The sequence below is a fragment of the Vibrio jasicida CAIM 1864 = LMG 25398 genome (assembly GCF_000400365.1).
Classification (GTDB): domain Bacteria; phylum Pseudomonadota; class Gammaproteobacteria; order Enterobacterales; family Vibrionaceae; genus Vibrio; species Vibrio jasicida.
Window position 1 is genome coordinate 12,926 of the sequence record NZ_BAOG01000005.1, and the last position, 19,214, is coordinate 32,139.

Here is a 19,214-nt window from a genome sequence, read left to right on the forward strand (position 1 = left end):
AATCAAAACAATCATTCATCGCAATGATTACGATGGCGCGAAATGGCAAGTTTTCAGTTCGAGGAACTCATATAGTTAACCCATCGACGCAAGGCATGGCTTTGCAAACTTGTTCATTATTGATTGAGGGTTCTTATGAGCGCATCGGATAAAGTCTACGGTTTCAACACTCCACAACGTCTGTTTGTTGGTTATACCTTGGCGGTATTGGTAGACCTTACGGTACTGAACTTCTATGACGAATATTGGGATTTCGTAACCATTGATTCATTTACGATTTCTTTCGCCGCGGCATTGCTGCTTCAGTTGCTCTTGAAGCTGTCTATTAAAGCGGAACACAAAATCGCAGAGTACTTTAAATCGAAGCCGGGTACGGCACCTAAGATTTACCGTGGTATCTCGACTTACGTTATCTTGGTCGGTTCAAAGTTCGTGATGCTAGAAGCCATTAACATTCTGTTCGGTGACAAGGTTGACTTTAGTGGTCCTTGGAACGGTGTCGTCGCCTTCTTTGCGGTGGTGTTTACTATCCTGATTTCAGAAGTCATCGTCGGTAAGATTTACTTCAAACTTGGTGAGAAAGAACAACAAGCACAACGTGAATTGGCGGAAAACAACGCTAGCTAATAAGCAAGATCGATGAACACAAAACAGCATCGATAGAAACCAAAAAGCGCTGAGAAATCAGCGCTTTTTTTGTTTGTTCACTTAAGCTTAAGCGACAAGGATGTTCTTAAGCTCGTTCAACGATTCCACCGTGTAGCTTGGTGCAATACGCTCATCTACACTTGCACCTGTGGTGTTCAGCCAACACGTTTCAATGCCAAAGTTGTTACCACCCAAGATATCGGAATGCAGGTTGTCACCCACCATCAATACGCGCGTCTTACATGGGTTGCCCATTTGCGTCATCGCGTATTCAAAAATACCCAGATCCGGCTTAGCAATACCAACTTGCTCAGAAATCACCACATGTTCGAAGTAATCGCTCATACCTGTACGTTCTAGGCGAATCGCTTGCAGCTCGGTAAAACCATTGGTGATGATGCCCATTTTGGCTTTACCTTGCAGCGCTTCCATCAACTCTTTCGCACCCGGCAACAAAGTACAGATGTCTGCCATCGCTTCTAAGAATGCAGTGTTAAGATCCGCCGTTGTGGTATTGAGCTTTTCTGCCCACTCAGTAAAGCGTTTGTGCTTGAGCTCATCTGCCGTCACTTTACCATCTTGGTAATCTACCCAAAGTGGCTTGTTGACCGTTTGGTAGTGGGCAAAATCTTGCTCGGTGAAATCTACGCCTTTGCGAGAAAACATCAGCTGCAAACCTTTGAAGGCATCAAAGTGAAACAAGGTTTCGTCAGCGTCAAACAAGATCCAATCGTATTTCATTTTCTTCTTTCCAATATCCAGGTCGTTTTCTGCCGCATAGTCTAATTGTTTTCTTCTTGAAGATAATCTCTATAATTGGAAAATGATTGTATCGTTTTTCTCAACAATAAAATTAATAATAGATAACCCCAATAACCTAGGAGCACGCCGTGAATGCCATTGCGTCACTGCCAGTATTTGTCGCTGTCGTCGAATGCGGCAGCTTTTCCCTTGCCGCCAAGCAGTTAAACCTGACTAAATCGGCGATAAGCAAACGCATTAATCAACTCGAAGATGACCTCGGCATTCGCTTGCTTAATCGCACTACGAGAAAGCTCAGCCTAACCGAGGCTGGACGTCGATACTTCGAGTACGCTTCACAAGCAGTCAACTTAGCTCAACAAGGTGTCGATGCCGTTTCTGAGCTGCAAGGCTCACCCCAAGGTCGGCTCAAAATCACTGCACCCATGTCTTTCGGTGTGTTGCACGTTGCACCACTTATCAGCGAACTTCTTGCACGTTATCCGAAAATTGAGGTCGATTTACAGCTAGAAGACGCCATGGTGGATTTGGTCGAACAAGGCTTTGACTTGGGGATTCGCATTGGCGAACTTGCGACTTCGAACCTTGTCGCTAAGCGCCTTGCTCCGTGTAAAAGCGTACTGTGCGCCTCTCCCGAATACTTAAAAGAGTTTGGCGTACCAACCAAACCAAGCGACTTGGTGACGCACAACTGTTTGCGTTATTCGTATTTCCGAGGCGGTGTCGAGTGGATGTTCATCAACAGTGGTAACGAATATAAGGTGCTGCCGAAGGGCAACTTTGTGGTCAACAACAGTGAAGCGATTCGCCAGTTGCTATTAAGAGGGTCTGGCATCGCGCAATTACCGACTTTCATCGCCGCGAAAGACTTTGCATCCGGTAACTTAAAACCGCTGATGGAAGAGTTCTCCCTTCCTGAGCATGCCATCTATGCGGTGTTTCCAGAGCGCAAACACATGCCATTGAAAGTACGTGTGTTCATCGACTTTATCAGCGAAAAGCTAGGCACTGATACACCGTATTGGGATCGCTATTAATAGGTTCTAATACTTCATCACATTTGATGCAATAACATTTGGTTAATCTAATGTTTCATTTTTAACAGGTGCGCAACCAGCATTGGAGCGCTAACTTAAGTAGCACGTCAACCACACCGGAGTGTGAAGCTATGAAAGTACTGATTCAATACACCCAAGCGGGTAAATATCGTGACCAAGCGTGGGAATCGCTGACGCTAAAAGCAAAAGGCGAGATTCAAGCCGTAACGCCCTCTTACGCAGCTCAGCTTATCGAGCAAAACAAAGCGACGCTTGTAATGACAGAAGACGAGCAAGTGATCTTCCATTCTTAAAAAACATCGATAAAAATGAGCTCTACACCCGAGCTCATTTTTTTGATTAGTAGGAGAGTTACTACGCTCAATCTTGAATGATTTTATTTCCGCAGTTTTCGCAGATTAGATGACGAGAGAAGTCATCCATAGAAGCAAGGAAAGCACCAAATACTGTGCTTTTTAGAAAGCCAGAAATGAACTCCTTCTTACTACGATTCTTATCTCCCTCAAAAGCACTTTTCTTTCTGACCAACACCACGACATGATGCGTTTCCACACCACACGAAGGACACATAATAACTTCCGTCTTATTTGACATATCAACCCCTAAACTTCAAACGGGTGAATTCATTCTCGTTAAAAACGTCATAGCTTTCGATATAAGCATTTGAGATTTATAAATTAATGAAACCGATATGTAAACAAGCGCTTATTGATTATGGGAATAAGCGCCGTGAGTATGTGTGATTACTCGTCCTCGTTTAAGCGACGAATCAATTTGGCAGGCGTACCGCCATATAGACAATCTGGTGGAACATCGCTGTTTACCACTGAGTTAGCGGCAATGACTGAGCGAGCACCAATGGTTACCCCTTGGTTGATCACCGAGTTGCCACCAATCCAAACACTATCTTCAATGGTGATTGGTTTACAAAACGTTTCCCACTTAAGTCGGCTACGGTAATCCAACGAATGTGATGCCGTGTAAAGTTGCACACTAGGGCCGATAAGTACGTGGCTACCAATGGTGATTTTGGCCCCATCAAGCATGACGACATTCATATTGATGAAGGTCTCTTCACCGATTTCAATCGTCTTACCAAACTCACAATGGAATGGCGCTCGGATCATACTCATCCCAACTTTACCAAACAGATCCTTTTGCAAAGCATCACGTAGAGATTCGTCGGTATTGTTATTGAAGGCCTTCAACGCATGAGTTGCGTGAGTACGGATCGCTTCGATCTCTTCGTCTGTACCGTTAAACACTTTGCCAGACATCATTTTTTCTAATTCGGTCACTGGATCATTCCTACAACTTTTGACCTCGATAGATTAGCGTAAAAGAGGAATAAAAAAAGAGAAAAGCACGGGCTTTTCTCTTTCCTATTTTGTCGTTGTATCACGTCGGGGTTATACGATTTCCCAGCTGTGAGTCATCTCAACGCCTTCGCCCAACATCAGACATACTGAGCAGTATTTTTCTAATGAGTCCGCCGCCACTTTAGCTACGATTTCTGGGTCCAGTGTTTCACCAGATACTTCAAAGTGAATGTTCACCTGAGTGAAGATACGTGGAGCCGTTTCACGGCGTTCCGTGGTGAGTTTCGCGTTGACAGAAGCCACTTTCTGACCTGCTGTTTTTAGACCATCAACAACGTCCACAGAGCTACAACCACCAGCAGCCATCAATACCATTTCCATTGGGCTTGGTGCCGTTGCACCGCCATTGCCATCCATCACGACTGAGTGACCAGATTGAGACTGACCGAGGAATTTAAAGTCTTCGACCCATTTTACTTCTGCTTGCATGGTTTCCCTCATTATTGCTTTTGCCTCATCGGAAACCTTCTACCAATGAGCGCTTGTTTCGTGCCGTTACTGTAGCCCTGTTGTGAGAAAGGGCAAAGAATTTTTCGTAATCACTGCAATTTTTTCGCTCTTACTTCTGTCTTCTTACGTAACATTCATTGAGAAAAATGACGTTTGAGGAAGTTATGAAGAAAGTATCTAAGCTATTGGTGGGCTTCTCATTCACACTCCCTGTACTGTTCATCTTGCTAAGTAAAACAGGTACGGCCGATACCATGGATAAGATGAACGCATCTGGTAAAACTGACATCGCAACACTCGCAGGTGGCTGCTTCTGGTGTACGGAATCAGATTTAGAACAATTGCCCGGCGTGTTAGACGTTGTCTCTGGTTACTCAGGTGGTGATTTAGAAAACCCAACTTATCGACAAGTCTCTTCTGGTAAATCAGGCCATATTGAAGTGATTGAGGTGAAGTACGATCCTGCCGTCGTGAACTACGAACAAGTGCTGGACTACTTCTTCCGCCATATCGACCCGACTGACGACAAAGGCTCATTCGTCGACCGTGGCCCTCAATATCGCCCAGCGGTCTTCTATCATAACGCCGAGCAGAAACAGATTGCTGAGCAATTTATGATGGAAATCGACAAGGCGATGATCTATCCAAAACCGTTGAAAACAGAACTGATCGAGTTTGAAAAGTTCTACCCTGCGGAGTCGTACCATCAGGATTACTACAAGAAGAGTAGCCTGAAGTACAAATACTACCGCTACGCATCAGGTCGCGATAAGTACCTCGACGAAGTGTTTGGTGAAGATCGTAAAGACAACCCAAAAACGCTGCGTGAACTTATCAACGAAAAAGAGTTAGTGACGAAAGTGAAGGTGTACGAAAAGCCTTCAGACAAAGAAATCAAAGCTAAATTGACTGAGCTTCAATACTACGTGACACAAGAAGAAGGTACGGAGCGTCCTTTTAACAACAAGTATTGGGATAACAAAGAAGCAGGCATTTACGTTGATATCGTCACTGGTGAGCCTTTGTTCTCGTCAACGGATAAGTACAAATCGGGCACAGGTTGGCCAAGCTTTACGAGACCAATTAACCCAGGCTACATCGTAGAGAAAACCGACTTTAAACTGGTTTATCCGCGCACCGAGATCCGCAGTAAGTTTGGTGATTCGCATATTGGTCATGTATTTAAAGATGGTCCTAAGCCAACGGGATTACGTTACTGCATGAACTCAGCCGCAATGGAGTTTGTACCAGCGAACAAGATGGCGAGTTTAGGCTACGGCGATTATCTGTACCTATTTGATAAGTAGCTAGTTGTAACCAAATTAGGAGTGAACATTCAGCGCAATGAAAGGTTTTAAATCCAACCTTCCCATGAAAGTCTGTCCGGTCTGTCAGCGCCCATTTTCTTGGAGAAAGAAGTGGGCGCGAAATTGGGAGGAAATCGTTTATTGCTCTGAGCGTTGCCGAAGAAATAAATCAACGAAAACGTAGGTCACTCCGACCCTCTCTGGAGAACGCTATTTCCTTTGTATTAACGTTTGTATGCGTTCTCTTACCAAGGCAATAACGTCCCATCATAAGCCCAAAACGCCCCGCTATCTTGAGGGGTTGCTTTTTCTATCAAGCCTAATAGATCCTTAGCGACTCGCTCTGGTGTAAACAGCTTTCCTTCTGGGACATTGGTGTGAAAAGGTGCCGACAAAGCGGTATCTGTGGTGCCAGGGTGAAGTGACAGCACCGTGCCATGTTTTACCATTCTTTGCCATTCGATCGACATGGTTTTGAGGAACATGTTTAACGCCGCTTTCGATGCACGATAGCTGTACCAACCACCTAACTGATTATCGCTAATGCTGCCAACTTTGGCCGAAATGGTCGCAAACTTAGGTGCAGTACTGCGCTTTAGCTTGGGCGTGAAGTATTTCGCCAACAGTAAACTTGGCAAAGTATTAACCGTGATGGTTTGCTGAAAAAAGTCTGCGTCGAGCGAATTAAGATTCTTCTCAGGGCCTTTCTCTTGGGTGTGCAACATACCAACGCAGTTCACCAACCAATCGACATGTTCAATTTGCTCACTGAACGCTTTTACCTGCTCGTCTTGCGATACATCCACTCGATACCAAATTACATTTGGGTGTTGCCAATCTGGTTGCAGCTTACGATAAGTGGCATGCACACGAGCTTGAGGGAACCGCAAAGTGGCTTCTTGAACCATCGCTAAACCAATGCCACCGTTGCCACCAACAATCAGGATGTCCATCACAAGCTCTCCAAGTTTTTCATATAATGCTCTGCGGTTTGTAATATCGCATTCCGCTTTTCTTCTTCCATATTGTCCCAAGAGCGGAAAATCATCCCGATTCGTGGATTGGTTGCGAGACGCTTATCGTGCTTGTTCATAAAGCGCCAATACAAGCTGTTAAACGGGCACGAGCCTTCTCCACTGCGCGATTTATTGTCGTAATGGCAGCCCTTACAGTAATCGCTCATTTTGTTGATGTAAGAACCACTCGCCGCGTAAGGTTTGGTGCCAACAATGCCGCCATCCGCAAACAATGCCATGCCGCGTGTGTTAGGCATTTCGACCCATTCAATCGCATCAACATAGATACCGAGATACCACTCATCCACTTGGTCTGGGTCGATTTCGGTTAGCAAACAAAAATTGCCAGTGACCATCAAGCGTTGGATGTGGTGTGCGTAAGCGTAATCGAGAGACTGACCAATCGCATTATGCATACAAGCCATTTTGGTTTCGCCATTCCAAAAGAAGTCCGGCAACTTTCTTTCTGCGTCCAACTCGTTCTTTTTCGGGTAGTGAGGCATATTCGCCCAGTAGACGCCTCGGATGTATTCTCGCCATCCCAATATTTGGCGAATAAACCCTTCGACTTGAGAAATGTCGATGTCCGCGTTGGAATGAAATGCCTTGAGTGATGCATCAATGACTTCTCTCGGGTGCAGCAATTTGCTGTTGAGCGAGAATGAAATTCGACTGTGATACAAGCTCCACTTAGCATCGTGCTGACCTGTCATGGCGTCTTGAAAACGGCCGAACAACGGTAGACAGACTTGGCAGAAATGCGCGAGTAAAGACAAGCTTTGCGCGCGATTAATCGGCCACAACAAGTCCCCTTCGAGATTTCCGATGGTTTTGATGTCATGTTCTGCCAACCGCTCAACAATGCCGCGGACGTCGGTACTGAACATCAAAGGTTGTGGCAGTTGTTCAATGTCTTTGGCTTTAAGCTTATTACGGTTGTTGGCATCGTAATTCCATTTTCCGCCGACGGGTTTTCCGTCTTGCATTAAGATGTCGAAGCGCTTTCGCATCCGGCGGTAGAAGTGCTCCATCATAATGTGTTTGCCTTGAGGAAACTGCGATTCTATTTCTTCAAACGGCAACAAAAAGTGTTCCGAATCGACACAACGCGTCACAACCCCATCAAGCTTTAGTTTGGCTAACTGCTCTAGTAAACGGTATTCATCGGGGCGTTGATATTCAAACTTACTTGCACCAACCTCGCTCGCGTAGTGTTGCAAGACTTGCTCAAGATCGTCGAAGGATTGTGTGTCATCCAACGTGAGATGCAAAACTTGATGCCCCTCGCTCTGACGCTCTTTCGCAAACTGTTCCATTGCAGAAAAGAACGCACAAACTTTCTGAATATGGTGCGTGACGTAAGTATTCTCTTGCTTGAGCTCCGCAATCAGGTAAAGCACTTGCTCATCCGGTTGCTGAAACCAAGAGTGCTCACTGTTGAGTTGATCGCCCAAGATCAATCGTACGGTTTCAAATTGCATTACGGTTTCCCCGATGACGAAGCTTTGTCACTGCTGCCCATCACAATCGGCCAATCGACCATGTCTACACTATCCAAATGCGCGCCAGCACAACGACCTTGCCACCTATCGATGAATTCCATGTGCGGATCGTACATTTCGGTTTGCTTTTCAAGGTTGAATTGTCGTGAACCACGCGGATCAGCACCAACGCCTGCTAGGTATTGCCAATTTCCCCAGTTTGATGCCACATCGTAATCAACCAGTTGTGACTCAAAGTACGCCGCGCCATAACGCCAATCGAGGCCAAGCTCATGCACTAAACAACTGGCGACTAACTGCCTACCACGATTCGACATATAACCGGTTTCATTAAGCTGATGCATACACGCGTTCACGATAGGAAATGGCGTTTCACCTTTCTTCCATTGCTGGAAACGGTGCGCGTAATAGCTGGTGAGTGGTGCTTGATTTTGGATGCCACCGAATCGGAAGAGCTGCCGCTTGTATCGACGGGCATAACAATAAAAGTATTCACGCCAAAGCAGTTCGAAGTAAATCCAATAGGTTGAATCATTTGCGCCATTCGCGGCTTCATAACGTTTCAACATGGCATAAATGGTTTTCGGAGAAAGACCCCCATGAGCTAACCAAGGAGAGAACTTGGTGGAGTAATCCATGCCATCTAAACCGTTACGCGTTTGTTTATATTCGCTTGCTAGTGTTGAAGCAAAATACTGACGACAATGTTCAAGCCCTGCTCGCTCACCGCCGGTAAACAGGCTTGGCTGGACATCGCGGGTCAAACTCAACGTCGGCAGTGCGAGTTCGTCTGGCAGCGTAGGCAACGTTGTTATTGCTTCTACAGGTTCAGCTAGAGCGAGTTTCTCAACCTTTTTTCGGAACTTGGTGAAGGTGTCAGGAAGCGCCTCAAGCTCAAACGGTAAATCTTCGACACAGAACAAGCTGCGAACTTCACTTTGGACAATAGCCAAATGCGGCGCTTGTGCTTGAATCTTATCGACCACATCTTGTTCGTCTGATCCAGAGACCGCATCTACAAAGAGATGGGTCACATCAAGCTTGTCAGTAACATATTTGATTGCTTGGTAAGGAGGTAAGTCAACGACCTGTAAACGTTGATTAAGTGCATTCAAAGACAAGCTGAGGCAATGCAGTGACTCGTCCAAAAACTGTTGTTTGGCGGACCCAAATTCCGGAGTTTGTGCGTATTGCTTTAGGTAGGGCGACATTTTTGGATAGCAGTATATACAAATGAGCTCTTCGACCTCAGCAGATGCTCGGAGCAGGAGCGGATTGTCATGCAATCTCAAATCGTTGGTGAACCAATACAATCCTATAGTCTTGTTCAAGTGACGCTCCTTACTACTCTATTCTGTTATGTGCATGCCAAGTTTTACGCATCACCATTGGTCACGATCATCGCATCATTTAGATTGCTGAAATCTTCATCAAACAAACTTCTTTAGTAAACAAAATGTTATGGATAAATTTATAAGTTATGAAAGATTAAGTAAGAATTCATGAAACCGTTTGATTATTCGCTCAAGTTTTTTAAAAAAACCGTACAAAAATGACAAAAATTAAAGCGATATTGTTTTATATCCGTTACCCTTAGCCCAATTGCATTTTGCTTGTAACACCGCAGAAATGACCGACGAATTTAAAAAATCGACCGCTAATTTAAAAAAAGCGGTGCCCTTAATGATCAAAAACCACGTAGCGGCAACACCAGCCAACTACGCGCTTTGGTATACCTACGTAGATAAGACCATTCCAGAGTTGAACCAAGAAATGGATATGGTTCTGGAAAATTACGACGTATGCCCTCCTGCTATGCACAAACTGCTCTACAACAACTATGTAGCAAGCAAAGCAGAGACCAGCATAGAAGATCTTAAAACCAACGTAGAAGTGCTGTTGGGTGAGGTCTCCAGCTCTATGACAGACACCATCACTGATACGTCCTCCTTTTCTGACATGGTCGACAAAAGCTTTAATAAGCTAGAGAAAGTCGAAGACAGCAGCCTCAGCATTGAAGAAGTCATGAATGTTGTACGACAGCTTGTTGTTGAGTCTCGTGAAATTCGCCATTCAACCAAGTTTCTCAACAGCCAACTGACCAATGCGAGCGAAGAAATTTCTCGTCTCAAAAATCAGCTTGCTGAAGTACAGAAAGACGCCTTATTTGACGGCCTCTCCAAGCTGTATAATCGTCGTGCCTTCGATAACGACCTACGTATGCTGATTGACAGCAAACAGGCAATGACACTGATTATGCTTGATATCGACCATTTCAAAGCATTTAACGACAATTATGGTCACTTATTCGGTGATACGGTGATCAAAGCGATTGCGCGTCGCTTACAACAAAGCTGTCGAGATGGCATCAGTGCCTACCGTTTTGGTGGAGAAGAGTTTGCGGTGATTGTGCCAAACAAATCATTGAGAATCTCTCGTCAATACGCGGATACGTTGAGACGAATGATTGAGAAGTTGCGTGTCCGCGACAAACGCTCAGGTAGCCAAGTGCACAGTATTACTGCCTCATTTGGAGTTGCGGAATTTGAAATTGGCGACACGCCAGAAAGCTTGGTCAACAAAGCCGACAAACAACTTTATGAAGCGAAGCAACTCGGCCGCAACCGTGTCATGCCGCTGTAAGACTGATTTCCCGGTAAATAAAACACTCAAGCAAAACCCCAAGCACGTGCTTGGGGTTTTGCTTTCTTGGGCTGGATCGTTATTTTTTTCGCTTCTTAAAGCATCAGTCAATGCTGTAGCAGTAACTTAAGAAGTAATCTTCACCGTTTTTCGCGGTAAATTCTTTATCTTCACTGCACGCCATTGGTTTGCCTTTTTTGTCGCCTTTGATCAAGCTGATCCAATGACGCATGGCTGTTGGGGCGTTACCCGTCAGCTCAGGGCTAAACGTGGTACGGGTTTCTAGTTGGATATCGTCGATGTCCATCAACTCAACACAACCTGTGCCTTTGTGACAACCAAACAGCACTTCAGCGTGGCTTCCAGATTCGTCTTTAAACAGAATCGATTTCGGATCTTCTTTCTCACCAGTGTACGCTACGAAGTGCTTTGGACTTTTAAGGCCACTGTGCGTACCGTCTTTGAAGTAAGCCATTACGTGACGGTAGTCGATAACGTAACTGGATACATCTTGGTGTGACCCATTCTCTAGTGGGAACATTCGGTCTAGTAGTTGCTTCGCCTTAATTTGCTTTTCGCTTTGCTGCTCAGCACTTACCGCCTCGACGGCAAATACGGCTTCAGCGATAATTGGGCGTTGTTGTTCTTGGATGTCTTTTTTATCGAAGTTCAGCATATTCATCGTCGTTTCCTCTCACTTAAACACTCTTCCTAGAGTAAAAACTTAAAACCTCTGTTTAAGTTTCAGGCAAATTTGTGAAGTTGATGGTTAATTTCCTTGCCTGCTCAGTATGTAGACTAGCGAAATATTGACTACAATTTCACAACAAAAATTTTACAATGTGAATTTTACAAAATGTCTGTGTCAAAAAGTCTTATCCGCCAATCTCATTTCTTGGGTACGAAAATTCGCAACCTAAGGAAAAACAACCATTTAACGATGGAGGATTTGTCTGCGCGTTGTGTAAGGATAAATCCAGAGTACGCGCCTTCCGTTTCTTACCTATCGATGATCGAACGTGGAAAACGCGTACCGAGCATCGATATGTTGGAAGTGATCGCCGAAGTTTTCCAAAAAGAACCCGCTTGGTTTTTGGACGATGAGCCAGAGCTCGAAGCCATCACGCCCAATAAAGGCAACCGTGGCGGCATTAACGGGATGGCGCTCGAACCCAGCTTCTTGTTCTCTAACGATATCCTGCAAATCGCGATACCAGAGATGCTCTCCCAAACAGGTATCACTGGGCGTCAGTTTGCTCATCTTTTGATTCGTGCTCACCAAGAAAATCATCAAAACCACTTTCCAGACTTAGAAAGAGCGGCAGAAGAAGTCGGCTTAAAACGTTTGAATCTATCGGTTGAAGACTTAATCGACATTGCCAAAAGCTTGGGATTGGACATTCGTTGGATTGATCGCGCCCCTCAAGATGTGGTTGATGAACTGGGGGTCAGCGCCAAACAACTCGTGACTTCTTTTATGGAAGCCCCTGGCACGATTTACCTGAATAAACGAATGCGTGATTACCCCACTCGCTTAAAGTACGACTTGGCTGTGTATATTGGTCACAGGGTGCTACACAGCAGTGATGGTATGAGCAATGTGCTCTCTATTGGTCACCAGAACAATTGGGAACAGACAGACAGCCCGGTGTCGAACTCAGAGCTAAACTCTCAAGATATCCTCCAGGCATGGCGCGATTTTGAGTCGAGTTTCTTTGCCGGTGCATTACTCTGTCCAAAAGTGCCATTTCGCCAATTACTCGATCGCTCAGGTTATGAAATCGATGTTCACAAAAAAGCGGGCGTCTCCCCTTCTGTCGCAATGCGCCGCATGACGGTGGTATCGCCGTACCCACATTGGCATTACTTTGATGCTTATGGACCAGGTAAGCTCAAAGCGGTTTATCGTGGTAATGGTATTCCACTCCCTTGGGGGAACATGCGCAAAGTGAATGACCCTTGTCAACACTGGGCAGTCTTCCGTCGTCTGTCACAGCCGCTAGATACCAGCTCAGCACAGATCTCGATTCTCAATGTTGGTAATGAACCACGCATCTACTGTTGTGAATCAGTCAATGTATTTGATCCAGCAGGAAACAATCGCGTGCTTTGTGCTGGCATTGACCTCAACCCGGCTATTTCTGCACAGGGTGGGGATGCGATTGCAATTGCAGAAGAGCTAAAATCGCTGTGTGTCTCTTCAGGGGGCAGTACGGTGATTCCACAGCACATCAAAAAGGATCTGACGACGATAGCTAAGATCCTCAATATCAATTGGATTGAACGAGGAATTCAAACTCAAGCAAGATTGATTTGTTCAAGAGGCGCGGTATGTCCAAGACAACCGAGTTGCTATAACAAGTGTGGTGATTCAGGAGATACTGGAGACGAGGTGCAAGTTCTTGACCTATAGAAAGAAAAAACGCCAATCACAATAAAGGTGATTGGCGGTATATACTTGTGAACAATGTGTATTCACTAACAACGTCAGTTGGCTAGGTGACCCTCGGCTTAATAAGGGTCAATCTGTATAAAGCACGATGCGTGCCAACTTTTAAAACACCATTTTTTCTTCGATCCTGATGCATATTGATGATTTATTGAGCACACATTTTGCAAATCGCATTTGCAAAATGCAAAAAACTGCAAAATATGCTACAGATAGCATTGCTACTAATCCCTTTATCAGCAATAGCCTCGTTGATGAGTACACCCCTTTAAAATGAAAATCAGTCAAAAGCGGGAAGACACTGACTGTGTTTAAAGCACTATCAACGTTTAAGTATTACCCGCCATAATGCTTTTGCTGATACATCCGCTCATCTGCAATTTTCATCATTTGTTCTGGCGATGTCATGACAGGATCAAACATCGCGTAACCCATGCTAGTGCGCAGATAAATCAGTTCTCCGTCATAGATAACTGGTGTGGAGCACAATGCCGTTCTTAACTTTTTCAAAAGTGTTTGGATATTTTCTTCTGTTTTCGGGTTATGGACCACCACCAAAAACTCGTCCCCGCCCATACGTGCGACAATATCAGAGCGACGCAAGCTGCTTTTGATTCGCTCTGCACAAGCAACAAGTACTTTGTCTCCAGCATCATGTCCATGAGTGTCATTGATGTGCTTGAAATGATCTAAATCGATGTTCACAAGAGCGAAGCGATAACGTTTTTTATAACGCTTTGCGATTTCAAACTGATGCTTGTACGACTGCATAAAGTAACGTCGATTTGGCAACTGAGTCAGCTCGTCATGCAGCGCACGGCTATCTGCCACAATGTACAAACGATAAATCACCATCAATGCGATGCTCATCGCTAGTACAATGGGATAACCGACGAGTCGTGCAATATGAAGTCGGTGCCAAGACACTTGTTTTTCCAACTCTCCGTTGGCATAGACCGTAATACTCCAACCGCCATAAGGGAAATGCACTTGCTCTTTGGCATACACTTGGCCGTTTTCGCTCGTTTGACCAAAGAAAACATCGCCAAGTTCGCCACCACTATCATAGCCACGAATCGTCATGTAATAACGATATGAAAACTCGATAACCCCCGTATCTCTCAGCAAACCGTCAAAGTCGATGACGGTACTGATCACGCCCCAATAATCATTGTTTATCGGTGGATCACGAAAGACAGGGACACGCACAATCAACCCTTTCCCACCTTGCACTAGCTCGATAGGGCCAGCGATAAAGATTTCTTCAATTTCCTTAGCTTTTTGAACTTGTACCCATTGTTCTGGCACAGTCCGATAATCCAAGCCAACCACGGCTTCATTCCCTTTTAAGGGAAAGATATGGCTGACCACGTCGTTTTCTGCCATGCCAATCACTGTGATGTGCTTGCTTTTGTTTAGGATTCGATTGGCTGCAAGATTAAGCTTGCGCTCCTCATCTTTAGGCAGCAAAGTAATGAGTGTGGCAAGGGTGCTGGCTTTATAGATATCAGCCATAAGTTCCGCTTCCAAATTGGAACGGAGAATAGAAAGTTGTTCTTTGGCCTCAACTTGAACTCGCTCTTGGTAGAGGCTTTGCTGGTTCCGATGTAACAGCTCAATTACCCCAATACACAAGGCAAAAAAAGTGAGAAAGAACAATGCAAAATAGCCCTGCTTTCTGGGTGAATAGCGCATTTGTTCCTCACTATCTCGTCCTGACTACAACGAGACTTATTCATTATTGTTAAAATGCTTATTTACCTTAAGAATAACCAATAGCTATCGTAAAGGTAATAAATATCGACCATTTTTATAAATGAGAAAGGTAAAGTGAGATGCAAGTACAAGGTGATTTATTTAAAAGCTCATTTTGGCAAGAAGTAGCACAGGGCAGAATTTACTATGACCCTAACTTTCTCAGTAACTTAGAAGCTGATCGTTATTTCTCTAACCTTCGCTCTACTCTCCCATGGCAACAAGAGCGCATCACCATGTTCGGCCGCTCAGTACTGCAACCTCGGTTACAAGCTTGGCATGGCGATGTTGCCTATACATATTCAGGGTTAACCATGTCGCCACACCCTTGGACACCGGATCTCAATGAGCTAAAAGCGCGCTGTGAAGCCATTGCCAAAGTTCAATTCAACTCGGTCTTAGCAAACCTATATCGTCATGGACAGGACTCCATGGGATGGCACCAAGATAATGAGCCAGAGCTTGGAAGAAATCCGGTTATCGCTTCTGTAAACCTTGGCGAAACTCGACGCTTTTTACTGCGGAATTTACATTGTAAAACTCAGCTAGAGTATGAACTTAGCCATGGTGCCTTGTTAATTATGGCAGGAGAACTGCAGCATCATTGGAAACACGCGGTGCCCAAAACGGCAAAACCGAAAGGTGAGCGTATCAACCTGACCTTCCGCCATATCGTGACCAACTATTGACTGAGGCATTACATAGCAAAGAAGCATTGATGCTAGGTTTGAATTCTGGGCTTTTTGTGGAATGTAATTATGCGTATCAAACCTCTCAACTTAGCTATCTTGCTCTCTTGTTCGTTGGTCTTTAACGTTCAAGCCGATCAGGACTCACCCGTGTTGAGCTACCCTCAATCTGCACAGTTAATAAAAGATACGTTTGAGTCGCAGCTTTATTCCCTACCAGCATTTAAAGAAGGCCACTTTGGGTTGCGCATGTACCGCCAAACTCTAGATGATAAATACCTTCCTGCGGTGTGGACAGACATGGCTCAAGTCGCCAGCCGTTTGAATCACTTTGCCAGTGATGTGAATACGCCAGAACAAATCATATTGTATTCAGAAGAACGCCTTGCCAATTACCATGACCAAGAAGACGAACGAGGCCAGCGCCGCTATACCGTGACCAAGCATCAACCTGAGTATTTTTATCTAGGGGTCGATTTGCTGGGTGCAATGGCAAGAGCTGACGAATACGGCCTTAAACACAAACACGATAAGACCTTAAGAAGCGTCATTCGACGTTATGATTTCACCAAATACGCGACCGATCCTGAAATGATCGAGGCATGGGCGGCGCAACTGGCCAATCAAGTTTATTGGCTACGCCAACTGGGTGAGCAAGATGTCGTCAATGACTTCACCAAAGCGTTTAAAAACACCTATCCAGATTCACAGGATAAGAAGTTGTCACCGCAGCAATACAGCAACAAAATCTACGGCATGACACACATTATTTTTGGTGATTCTCAGTACTATCAAAAACAGGTCAATGAGTCTGACCATCAATGGATATACGATTACTTCCGCGACAATATCGATACGATTATCTTACGCTCTAAAGAAGATGTGATTGCCGAAGTGGGTATTACGTTTCTTCTTGCCGGGCTAGAGAATGACCCAGTCGTCGAGAAAACACGTCAAGCGATTCAAGGCTCAATCAATCTCGAACAAGGCATGATCCCATCGGTCGATGGCGGCTTCGACTTAAAATATGGAGAGCATAGAAATGTCTTGGCTATCATGTTATTGGACTGGAAGGGTGTTCACCAAGCTCCGACGGTTGCCAATCAGCCATTCGCTTTTCAATCGTTACCCTACGGGCTGGTTCCGAAATCGTAATATGGTGCTATTTAAACAATAAGGTTAGACCTTCTGCTTTTTCTGTACTTGTTCATAACGGACTAAACGAAAATCTTGATAGCCTTCCATCACACTGAGAATCATCGGGTTATCAAAAAACTGTTCACTGGTTCCAGCATAAAAGGTGACGCTGCGGCTATAACAGCACTTTTCTAGGAAGCAGTCACTCATAAACTGCTTGAGGCTGCGGTCTCGAATCGGAAAATACACCATCAAACCTCGGCTGATCTCCGCGATATGATTAAGTAATGCGGTTCGAATGGTTTTAGTGAGAAAGACCACACTGATAAGATAAATCGCCCCTTGCTTTAGCTCATACAATACATGACCAACCAACATCTTCTTATAGTAAAAGCAAAACACTTTAGGCTGGGTCAAACATAAGGCATCAAACGTATCTGTGACTGCATTGCCATTTTGCCTGAAATGAGAATCGAAAATCAGCTGTTTGTCGTCCTCGTCCAGCTTATCAAAAGCAACATGACTGCGATGCGTGATTTCATAGTCATACACCGTATTCAGATTTTGGAAATTCACAGGATGTTGCAGTGCTTTTTTGACACTTTTTAGCTCTTGTTCATCATAGTGATAAGGCTGCTGAAAGAAATGAGCAACCCCGAGGCGGCGCAATAGAGTGGGTTCAATCTTCCCCCTTTCCCACTGGCTCAATGTAGCTTGGTTTAAACTAGAAAAAACACGATGAGCGGAGGAGAGGAGTTCGGCCAACCCATCCTGCGAGTAGTTTGATTTTTTTCGGTAATGCTTCAATGCATTTGCAAAATGAAGACGATCGAACTTCATCCTCTCTCCTAGCCAACTGGGCTCAATATCAATGTGTTATAAATCTTTTAATTAAAATAGATAAGATTTCAGTATTTCGTAAAATGAAAACACAATAAACCTTACCGGACTTAAATCGTATTCGCTGTAACGTCTTCAGGGTAATTGTCATGCAGTGACGTCAGTGGTTGTTCAAAACCGACTCGACTGCCTTTGGGAATCACGACCAATCCCCCCTCCGTTACGAAAAACCGCTCACTGTCTTTCTCAAGTTTCTCACCAATGACTGTCCCTGGAGCGATATGGACATCCTCTTCAATAATGGCACGTGTAATGCGGCTGTTTGCTCCAATCTTACAGCGCGCCATCAATACCGCCTCATGCAACATGCTGTTTCTACCTAAATCACAATCAACCCCAATCACAGAGCGGATAGAGCACGCCCCTTCAATTCGGCAGCCTGAAGCGATATAGCTGTCTTTAATGCGAACTTTAATGCCTCCCGCATCATTACATAAGCTCGATCGCTGCGAGACGATTTCTTTACTAAGCAATGGCTCTGAACTTTTCTTTTGCGTATCATTTTGCTCAACCAACATCGCCATTTGCACCGACCAATAGTCATCAACACTATTCAAACCATGCCAATACAAAGGGGCTTGGTCTGAATCAACGGTTCCCAAATCGAATAGTGCCACTTTGACCTTCTGAACCAGTTTACCAATCACATCACAAGTTAAATCATGTCGTCCGTCTAAGTTTTTTGCATTGGTGAACAAGCCTTTGACTAAGGTCGCACGCTTAAGTACATAGTTCTCGGTAAGCACAAGAGAGATGCCTGGCTTATTTGGTATCTCTGCAGGTTGCTGTGGCTGGTGCTGAATGCTTGTTACTTGGTTTTGCTCATCCAGTTCCACAACATGATAAGCAGACGCTCGCTCGGTAGGAACTTGAGCTACAACAAGCGTTAACTCAGACGCTTGGATTCTGTGGTATTGCAGCAATGAAGAAAGGTAGCGCCGATGAATTTGTTCTCCACCAACTAACAGTACATGCTCATCAGTCGGACGGTTAATGGCCTCTAGGTTTTGCAGCAAAGCATCGGTCCAATTGTACTGCAACGCAGACAAAAACTTATTATGGGGGTATGCCGGCTCAAGAATGTCGATGTTCGCTTCGTACTTGCTCCAAGCACGCTTAATGTGTTCATTTAAAGCAGGGCAATGGAATCGACTTAAGACAAGATTACGCTTGATGCCAGATTGAATTAGATTGCTCAACGCAAAGTCAATCAAACGATGGGCACCCGCGAATGGGGTAATAGATTTACAGCACGTTCCTGAGAGCGGCTCTAACCCACCACTCTCCTTATCGGCTAACACGATCGATACTACTTTTGACGTCATGTTTCACTTCCTTGTCTTATTTATAGTTTAGAAAGTAAACGTAAACCGTACGGCAGTACTATTCAATATTGGGGGCAATGTGCTCAAAAAATAATATTACAGAGCAATGTTCTCTTAAATATTTAAGCAATCTCTCATTCAAGCGTTTTATAAACAAAAACCCGCTATGGAAGCGGGTTTTGATTTATTTTTAT

Annotated in this window: 20 protein-coding genes; 9 read left to right on the forward strand and 11 right to left on the reverse strand. The window is 44.7% G+C overall.

The features are described 5' to 3' along the window. The first annotated feature begins 135 nt into the window (after nt 1-135). Nucleotides 136-627, forward strand: coding sequence for a hypothetical protein (locus VJL_RS02035; RefSeq protein WP_005442324.1), 492 nt, complete (start codon nt 136-138; stop codon nt 625-627). Between the two features lie 87 nt (nt 628-714). Here the strand turns inward: VJL_RS02035 and yjjG are convergent, their stop codons facing one another. After that, nucleotides 715-1,389 (reverse strand): pyrimidine 5'-nucleotidase, encoded by a 675-nt coding sequence (yjjG, locus tag VJL_RS02040; protein WP_020196620.1) that lies wholly within the window; start codon nt 1,387-1,389, stop codon nt 715-717. A gap of 149 nt (nt 1,390-1,538) precedes the next feature. Here yjjG and VJL_RS02045 point away from each other — a divergent pair, with 149 nt between their 5' ends. Together VJL_RS02045 and VJL_RS02050 are read left to right on the forward strand one after the other, a co-directional pair. Then, nucleotides 1,539-2,447: a LysR family transcriptional regulator gene (locus VJL_RS02045; RefSeq protein WP_038875245.1), complete on the forward strand. Its 909-nt coding sequence runs from the start codon at nt 1,539-1,541 to the stop codon at nt 2,445-2,447. Between the two features lie 131 nt (nt 2,448-2,578). Further along, nucleotides 2,579-2,761: a hypothetical protein gene (locus tag VJL_RS02050; protein WP_005445428.1), complete on the forward strand. Its 183-nt coding sequence runs from the start codon at nt 2,579-2,581 to the stop codon at nt 2,759-2,761. Nucleotides 2,762-2,828: 67 nt separating this feature from the next. On the opposite strand, the gene VJL_RS02055 is transcribed toward VJL_RS02050, so the two are convergent. From VJL_RS02055 to VJL_RS02065, 3 genes are all read right to left on the reverse strand, one after another. Further along, entirely contained in the window at nt 2,829-3,062 is a 234-nt protein-coding gene (locus tag VJL_RS02055) for a hypothetical protein (protein ID WP_038875249.1), read from the reverse strand. Between the two features lie 149 nt (nt 3,063-3,211). Next, nucleotides 3,212-3,766, reverse strand: coding sequence for a sugar O-acetyltransferase (locus VJL_RS02060; protein WP_038875258.1), 555 nt, complete (start codon nt 3,764-3,766; stop codon nt 3,212-3,214). Between the two features lie 111 nt (nt 3,767-3,877). Beyond that, nucleotides 3,878-4,276 (reverse strand): OsmC family protein, encoded by a 399-nt coding sequence (locus VJL_RS02065; RefSeq protein ID WP_038868562.1) that lies wholly within the window; start codon nt 4,274-4,276, stop codon nt 3,878-3,880. A 185-nt stretch (nt 4,277-4,461) separates the two neighbouring features. Between VJL_RS02065 and msrB the strand changes: the two genes are divergently transcribed. Together msrB and VJL_RS27650 are read left to right on the forward strand one after the other, a co-directional pair. Continuing rightward, nucleotides 4,462-5,604: a peptide-methionine (R)-S-oxide reductase MsrB gene (gene msrB, locus VJL_RS02070; protein ID WP_038875310.1), complete on the forward strand. Its 1,143-nt coding sequence runs from the start codon at nt 4,462-4,464 to the stop codon at nt 5,602-5,604. A 37-nt stretch (nt 5,605-5,641) separates the two neighbouring features. After that, nucleotides 5,642-5,788, forward strand: a complete 147-nt coding sequence (locus tag VJL_RS27650) for a DUF2256 domain-containing protein (protein ID WP_005374142.1) — start codon at nt 5,642-5,644, stop codon at nt 5,786-5,788. 61 nt (nt 5,789-5,849) lie between these two features. Here the strand turns inward: VJL_RS27650 and VJL_RS02075 are convergent, their stop codons facing one another. From VJL_RS02075 to VJL_RS02085, 3 genes are read right to left on the reverse strand one after another with little or no spacing between them, the layout of a single operon-like run. Continuing rightward, nucleotides 5,850-6,557 (reverse strand): SDR family oxidoreductase, encoded by a 708-nt coding sequence (locus VJL_RS02075; RefSeq protein ID WP_038875262.1) that lies wholly within the window; start codon nt 6,555-6,557, stop codon nt 5,850-5,852. Continuing rightward, complete coding sequence (locus VJL_RS02080) at nt 6,557-8,101, reverse strand: cryptochrome/photolyase family protein (protein WP_038875265.1); 1,545 nt, start codon at nt 8,099-8,101, stop codon at nt 6,557-6,559. The genes VJL_RS02075 and VJL_RS02080 overlap by 1 nt, the downstream gene beginning before the upstream one ends. Continuing rightward, nucleotides 8,101-9,453: a DASH family cryptochrome gene (locus VJL_RS02085; RefSeq protein WP_038875267.1), complete on the reverse strand. Its 1,353-nt coding sequence runs from the start codon at nt 9,451-9,453 to the stop codon at nt 8,101-8,103. Before VJL_RS02085 ends, VJL_RS02080 begins: the two co-directional genes overlap by 1 nt. A gap of 298 nt (nt 9,454-9,751) precedes the next feature. On the opposite strand from VJL_RS02085, the gene gefA reads away from it, so the two are divergent. After that, nucleotides 9,752-10,765, forward strand: a complete 1,014-nt coding sequence (gene gefA, locus VJL_RS02090; protein ID WP_038868575.1) for a diguanylate cyclase GefA — start codon at nt 9,752-9,754, stop codon at nt 10,763-10,765. A gap of 103 nt (nt 10,766-10,868) precedes the next feature. Here gefA and VJL_RS02095 read toward each other — a convergent pair whose 3' ends face one another. Further along, nucleotides 10,869-11,447 (reverse strand): aldolase/citrate lyase/malate synthase family protein, encoded by a 579-nt coding sequence (locus VJL_RS02095; RefSeq protein ID WP_038868558.1) that lies wholly within the window; start codon nt 11,445-11,447, stop codon nt 10,869-10,871. A 174-nt stretch (nt 11,448-11,621) separates the two neighbouring features. On the opposite strand from VJL_RS02095, the gene VJL_RS02100 reads away from it, so the two are divergent. Further along, nucleotides 11,622-13,178, forward strand: a complete 1,557-nt coding sequence (locus VJL_RS02100) for a DUF3612 domain-containing protein (RefSeq protein WP_080774276.1) — start codon at nt 11,622-11,624, stop codon at nt 13,176-13,178. A gap of 372 nt (nt 13,179-13,550) precedes the next feature. On the opposite strand, the gene VJL_RS02105 is transcribed toward VJL_RS02100, so the two are convergent. Next, nucleotides 13,551-14,909, reverse strand: a complete 1,359-nt coding sequence (locus VJL_RS02105; RefSeq protein WP_038868556.1) for a diguanylate cyclase — start codon at nt 14,907-14,909, stop codon at nt 13,551-13,553. A gap of 140 nt (nt 14,910-15,049) precedes the next feature. On the opposite strand from VJL_RS02105, the gene VJL_RS02110 reads away from it, so the two are divergent. Beyond that, complete coding sequence (locus VJL_RS02110) at nt 15,050-15,658, forward strand: alpha-ketoglutarate-dependent dioxygenase AlkB family protein (RefSeq protein ID WP_038875271.1); 609 nt, start codon at nt 15,050-15,052, stop codon at nt 15,656-15,658. A 69-nt stretch (nt 15,659-15,727) separates the two neighbouring features. Next, nucleotides 15,728-16,813, forward strand: a complete 1,086-nt coding sequence (locus VJL_RS02115; RefSeq protein ID WP_038875273.1) for a DUF3541 domain-containing protein — start codon at nt 15,728-15,730, stop codon at nt 16,811-16,813. A gap of 24 nt (nt 16,814-16,837) precedes the next feature. On the opposite strand, the gene VJL_RS02120 is transcribed toward VJL_RS02115, so the two are convergent. Together VJL_RS02120 and VJL_RS02125 are read right to left on the reverse strand one after the other, a co-directional pair. Further along, complete coding sequence (locus VJL_RS02120; protein ID WP_038875274.1) at nt 16,838-17,635, reverse strand: helix-turn-helix domain-containing protein; 798 nt, start codon at nt 17,633-17,635, stop codon at nt 16,838-16,840. A 110-nt stretch (nt 17,636-17,745) separates the two neighbouring features. After that, on the reverse strand, nt 17,746-19,020 hold the full coding sequence (locus VJL_RS02125) for a sugar phosphate nucleotidyltransferase (RefSeq protein WP_038875276.1): 1,275 nt from the start codon (nt 19,018-19,020) through the stop codon (nt 17,746-17,748). Nucleotides 19,021-19,214 lie beyond the last annotated feature (194 nt).

Bases quoted from the DNA above. Each gene is read 5' to 3' on its own strand.
- VJL_RS02035 (WP_005442324.1), top strand. From the start codon at position 136: ATGAGCGCATCGGATAAAGTCTACGGTTTCAACACTCCACAACGTCTG.
- yjjG (WP_020196620.1), bottom strand. From the start codon at position 1,389: ATGAAATACGATTGGATCTTGTTTGACGCTGACGAAACCTTGTTTCAC.
- VJL_RS02050 (WP_005445428.1), top strand. From the start codon at position 2,579: ATGAAAGTACTGATTCAATACACCCAAGCGGGTAAATATCGTGACCAA.
- VJL_RS02055 (WP_038875249.1), bottom strand. From the start codon at position 3,062: ATGTCAAATAAGACGGAAGTTATTATGTGTCCTTCGTGTGGTGTGGAA.
- VJL_RS02065 (WP_038868562.1), bottom strand. From the start codon at position 4,276: ATGCAAGCAGAAGTAAAATGGGTCGAAGACTTTAAATTCCTCGGTCAG.
- msrB (WP_038875310.1), top strand. From the start codon at position 4,462: ATGAAGAAAGTATCTAAGCTATTGGTGGGCTTCTCATTCACACTCCCT.
- VJL_RS27650 (WP_005374142.1), top strand. From the start codon at position 5,642: ATGAAAGGTTTTAAATCCAACCTTCCCATGAAAGTCTGTCCGGTCTGT.
- VJL_RS02075 (WP_038875262.1), bottom strand. From the start codon at position 6,557: ATGGACATCCTGATTGTTGGTGGCAACGGTGGCATTGGTTTAGCGATG.
- VJL_RS02080 (WP_038875265.1), bottom strand. From the start codon at position 8,101: ATGCAATTTGAAACCGTACGATTGATCTTGGGCGATCAACTCAACAGT.
- gefA (WP_038868575.1), top strand. From the start codon at position 9,752: ATGACCGACGAATTTAAAAAATCGACCGCTAATTTAAAAAAAGCGGTG.
- VJL_RS02095 (WP_038868558.1), bottom strand. From the start codon at position 11,447: ATGAATATGCTGAACTTCGATAAAAAAGACATCCAAGAACAACAACGC.
- VJL_RS02100 (WP_080774276.1), top strand. From the start codon at position 11,622: ATGTCTGTGTCAAAAAGTCTTATCCGCCAATCTCATTTCTTGGGTACG.
- VJL_RS02105 (WP_038868556.1), bottom strand. From the start codon at position 14,909: ATGCGCTATTCACCCAGAAAGCAGGGCTATTTTGCATTGTTCTTTCTC.
- VJL_RS02110 (WP_038875271.1), top strand. From the start codon at position 15,050: ATGCAAGTACAAGGTGATTTATTTAAAAGCTCATTTTGGCAAGAAGTA.
- VJL_RS02115 (WP_038875273.1), top strand. From the start codon at position 15,728: ATGCGTATCAAACCTCTCAACTTAGCTATCTTGCTCTCTTGTTCGTTG.
- VJL_RS02120 (WP_038875274.1), bottom strand. From the start codon at position 17,635: ATGAAGTTCGATCGTCTTCATTTTGCAAATGCATTGAAGCATTACCGA.
- VJL_RS02125 (WP_038875276.1), bottom strand. From the start codon at position 19,020: ATGACGTCAAAAGTAGTATCGATCGTGTTAGCCGATAAGGAGAGTGGT.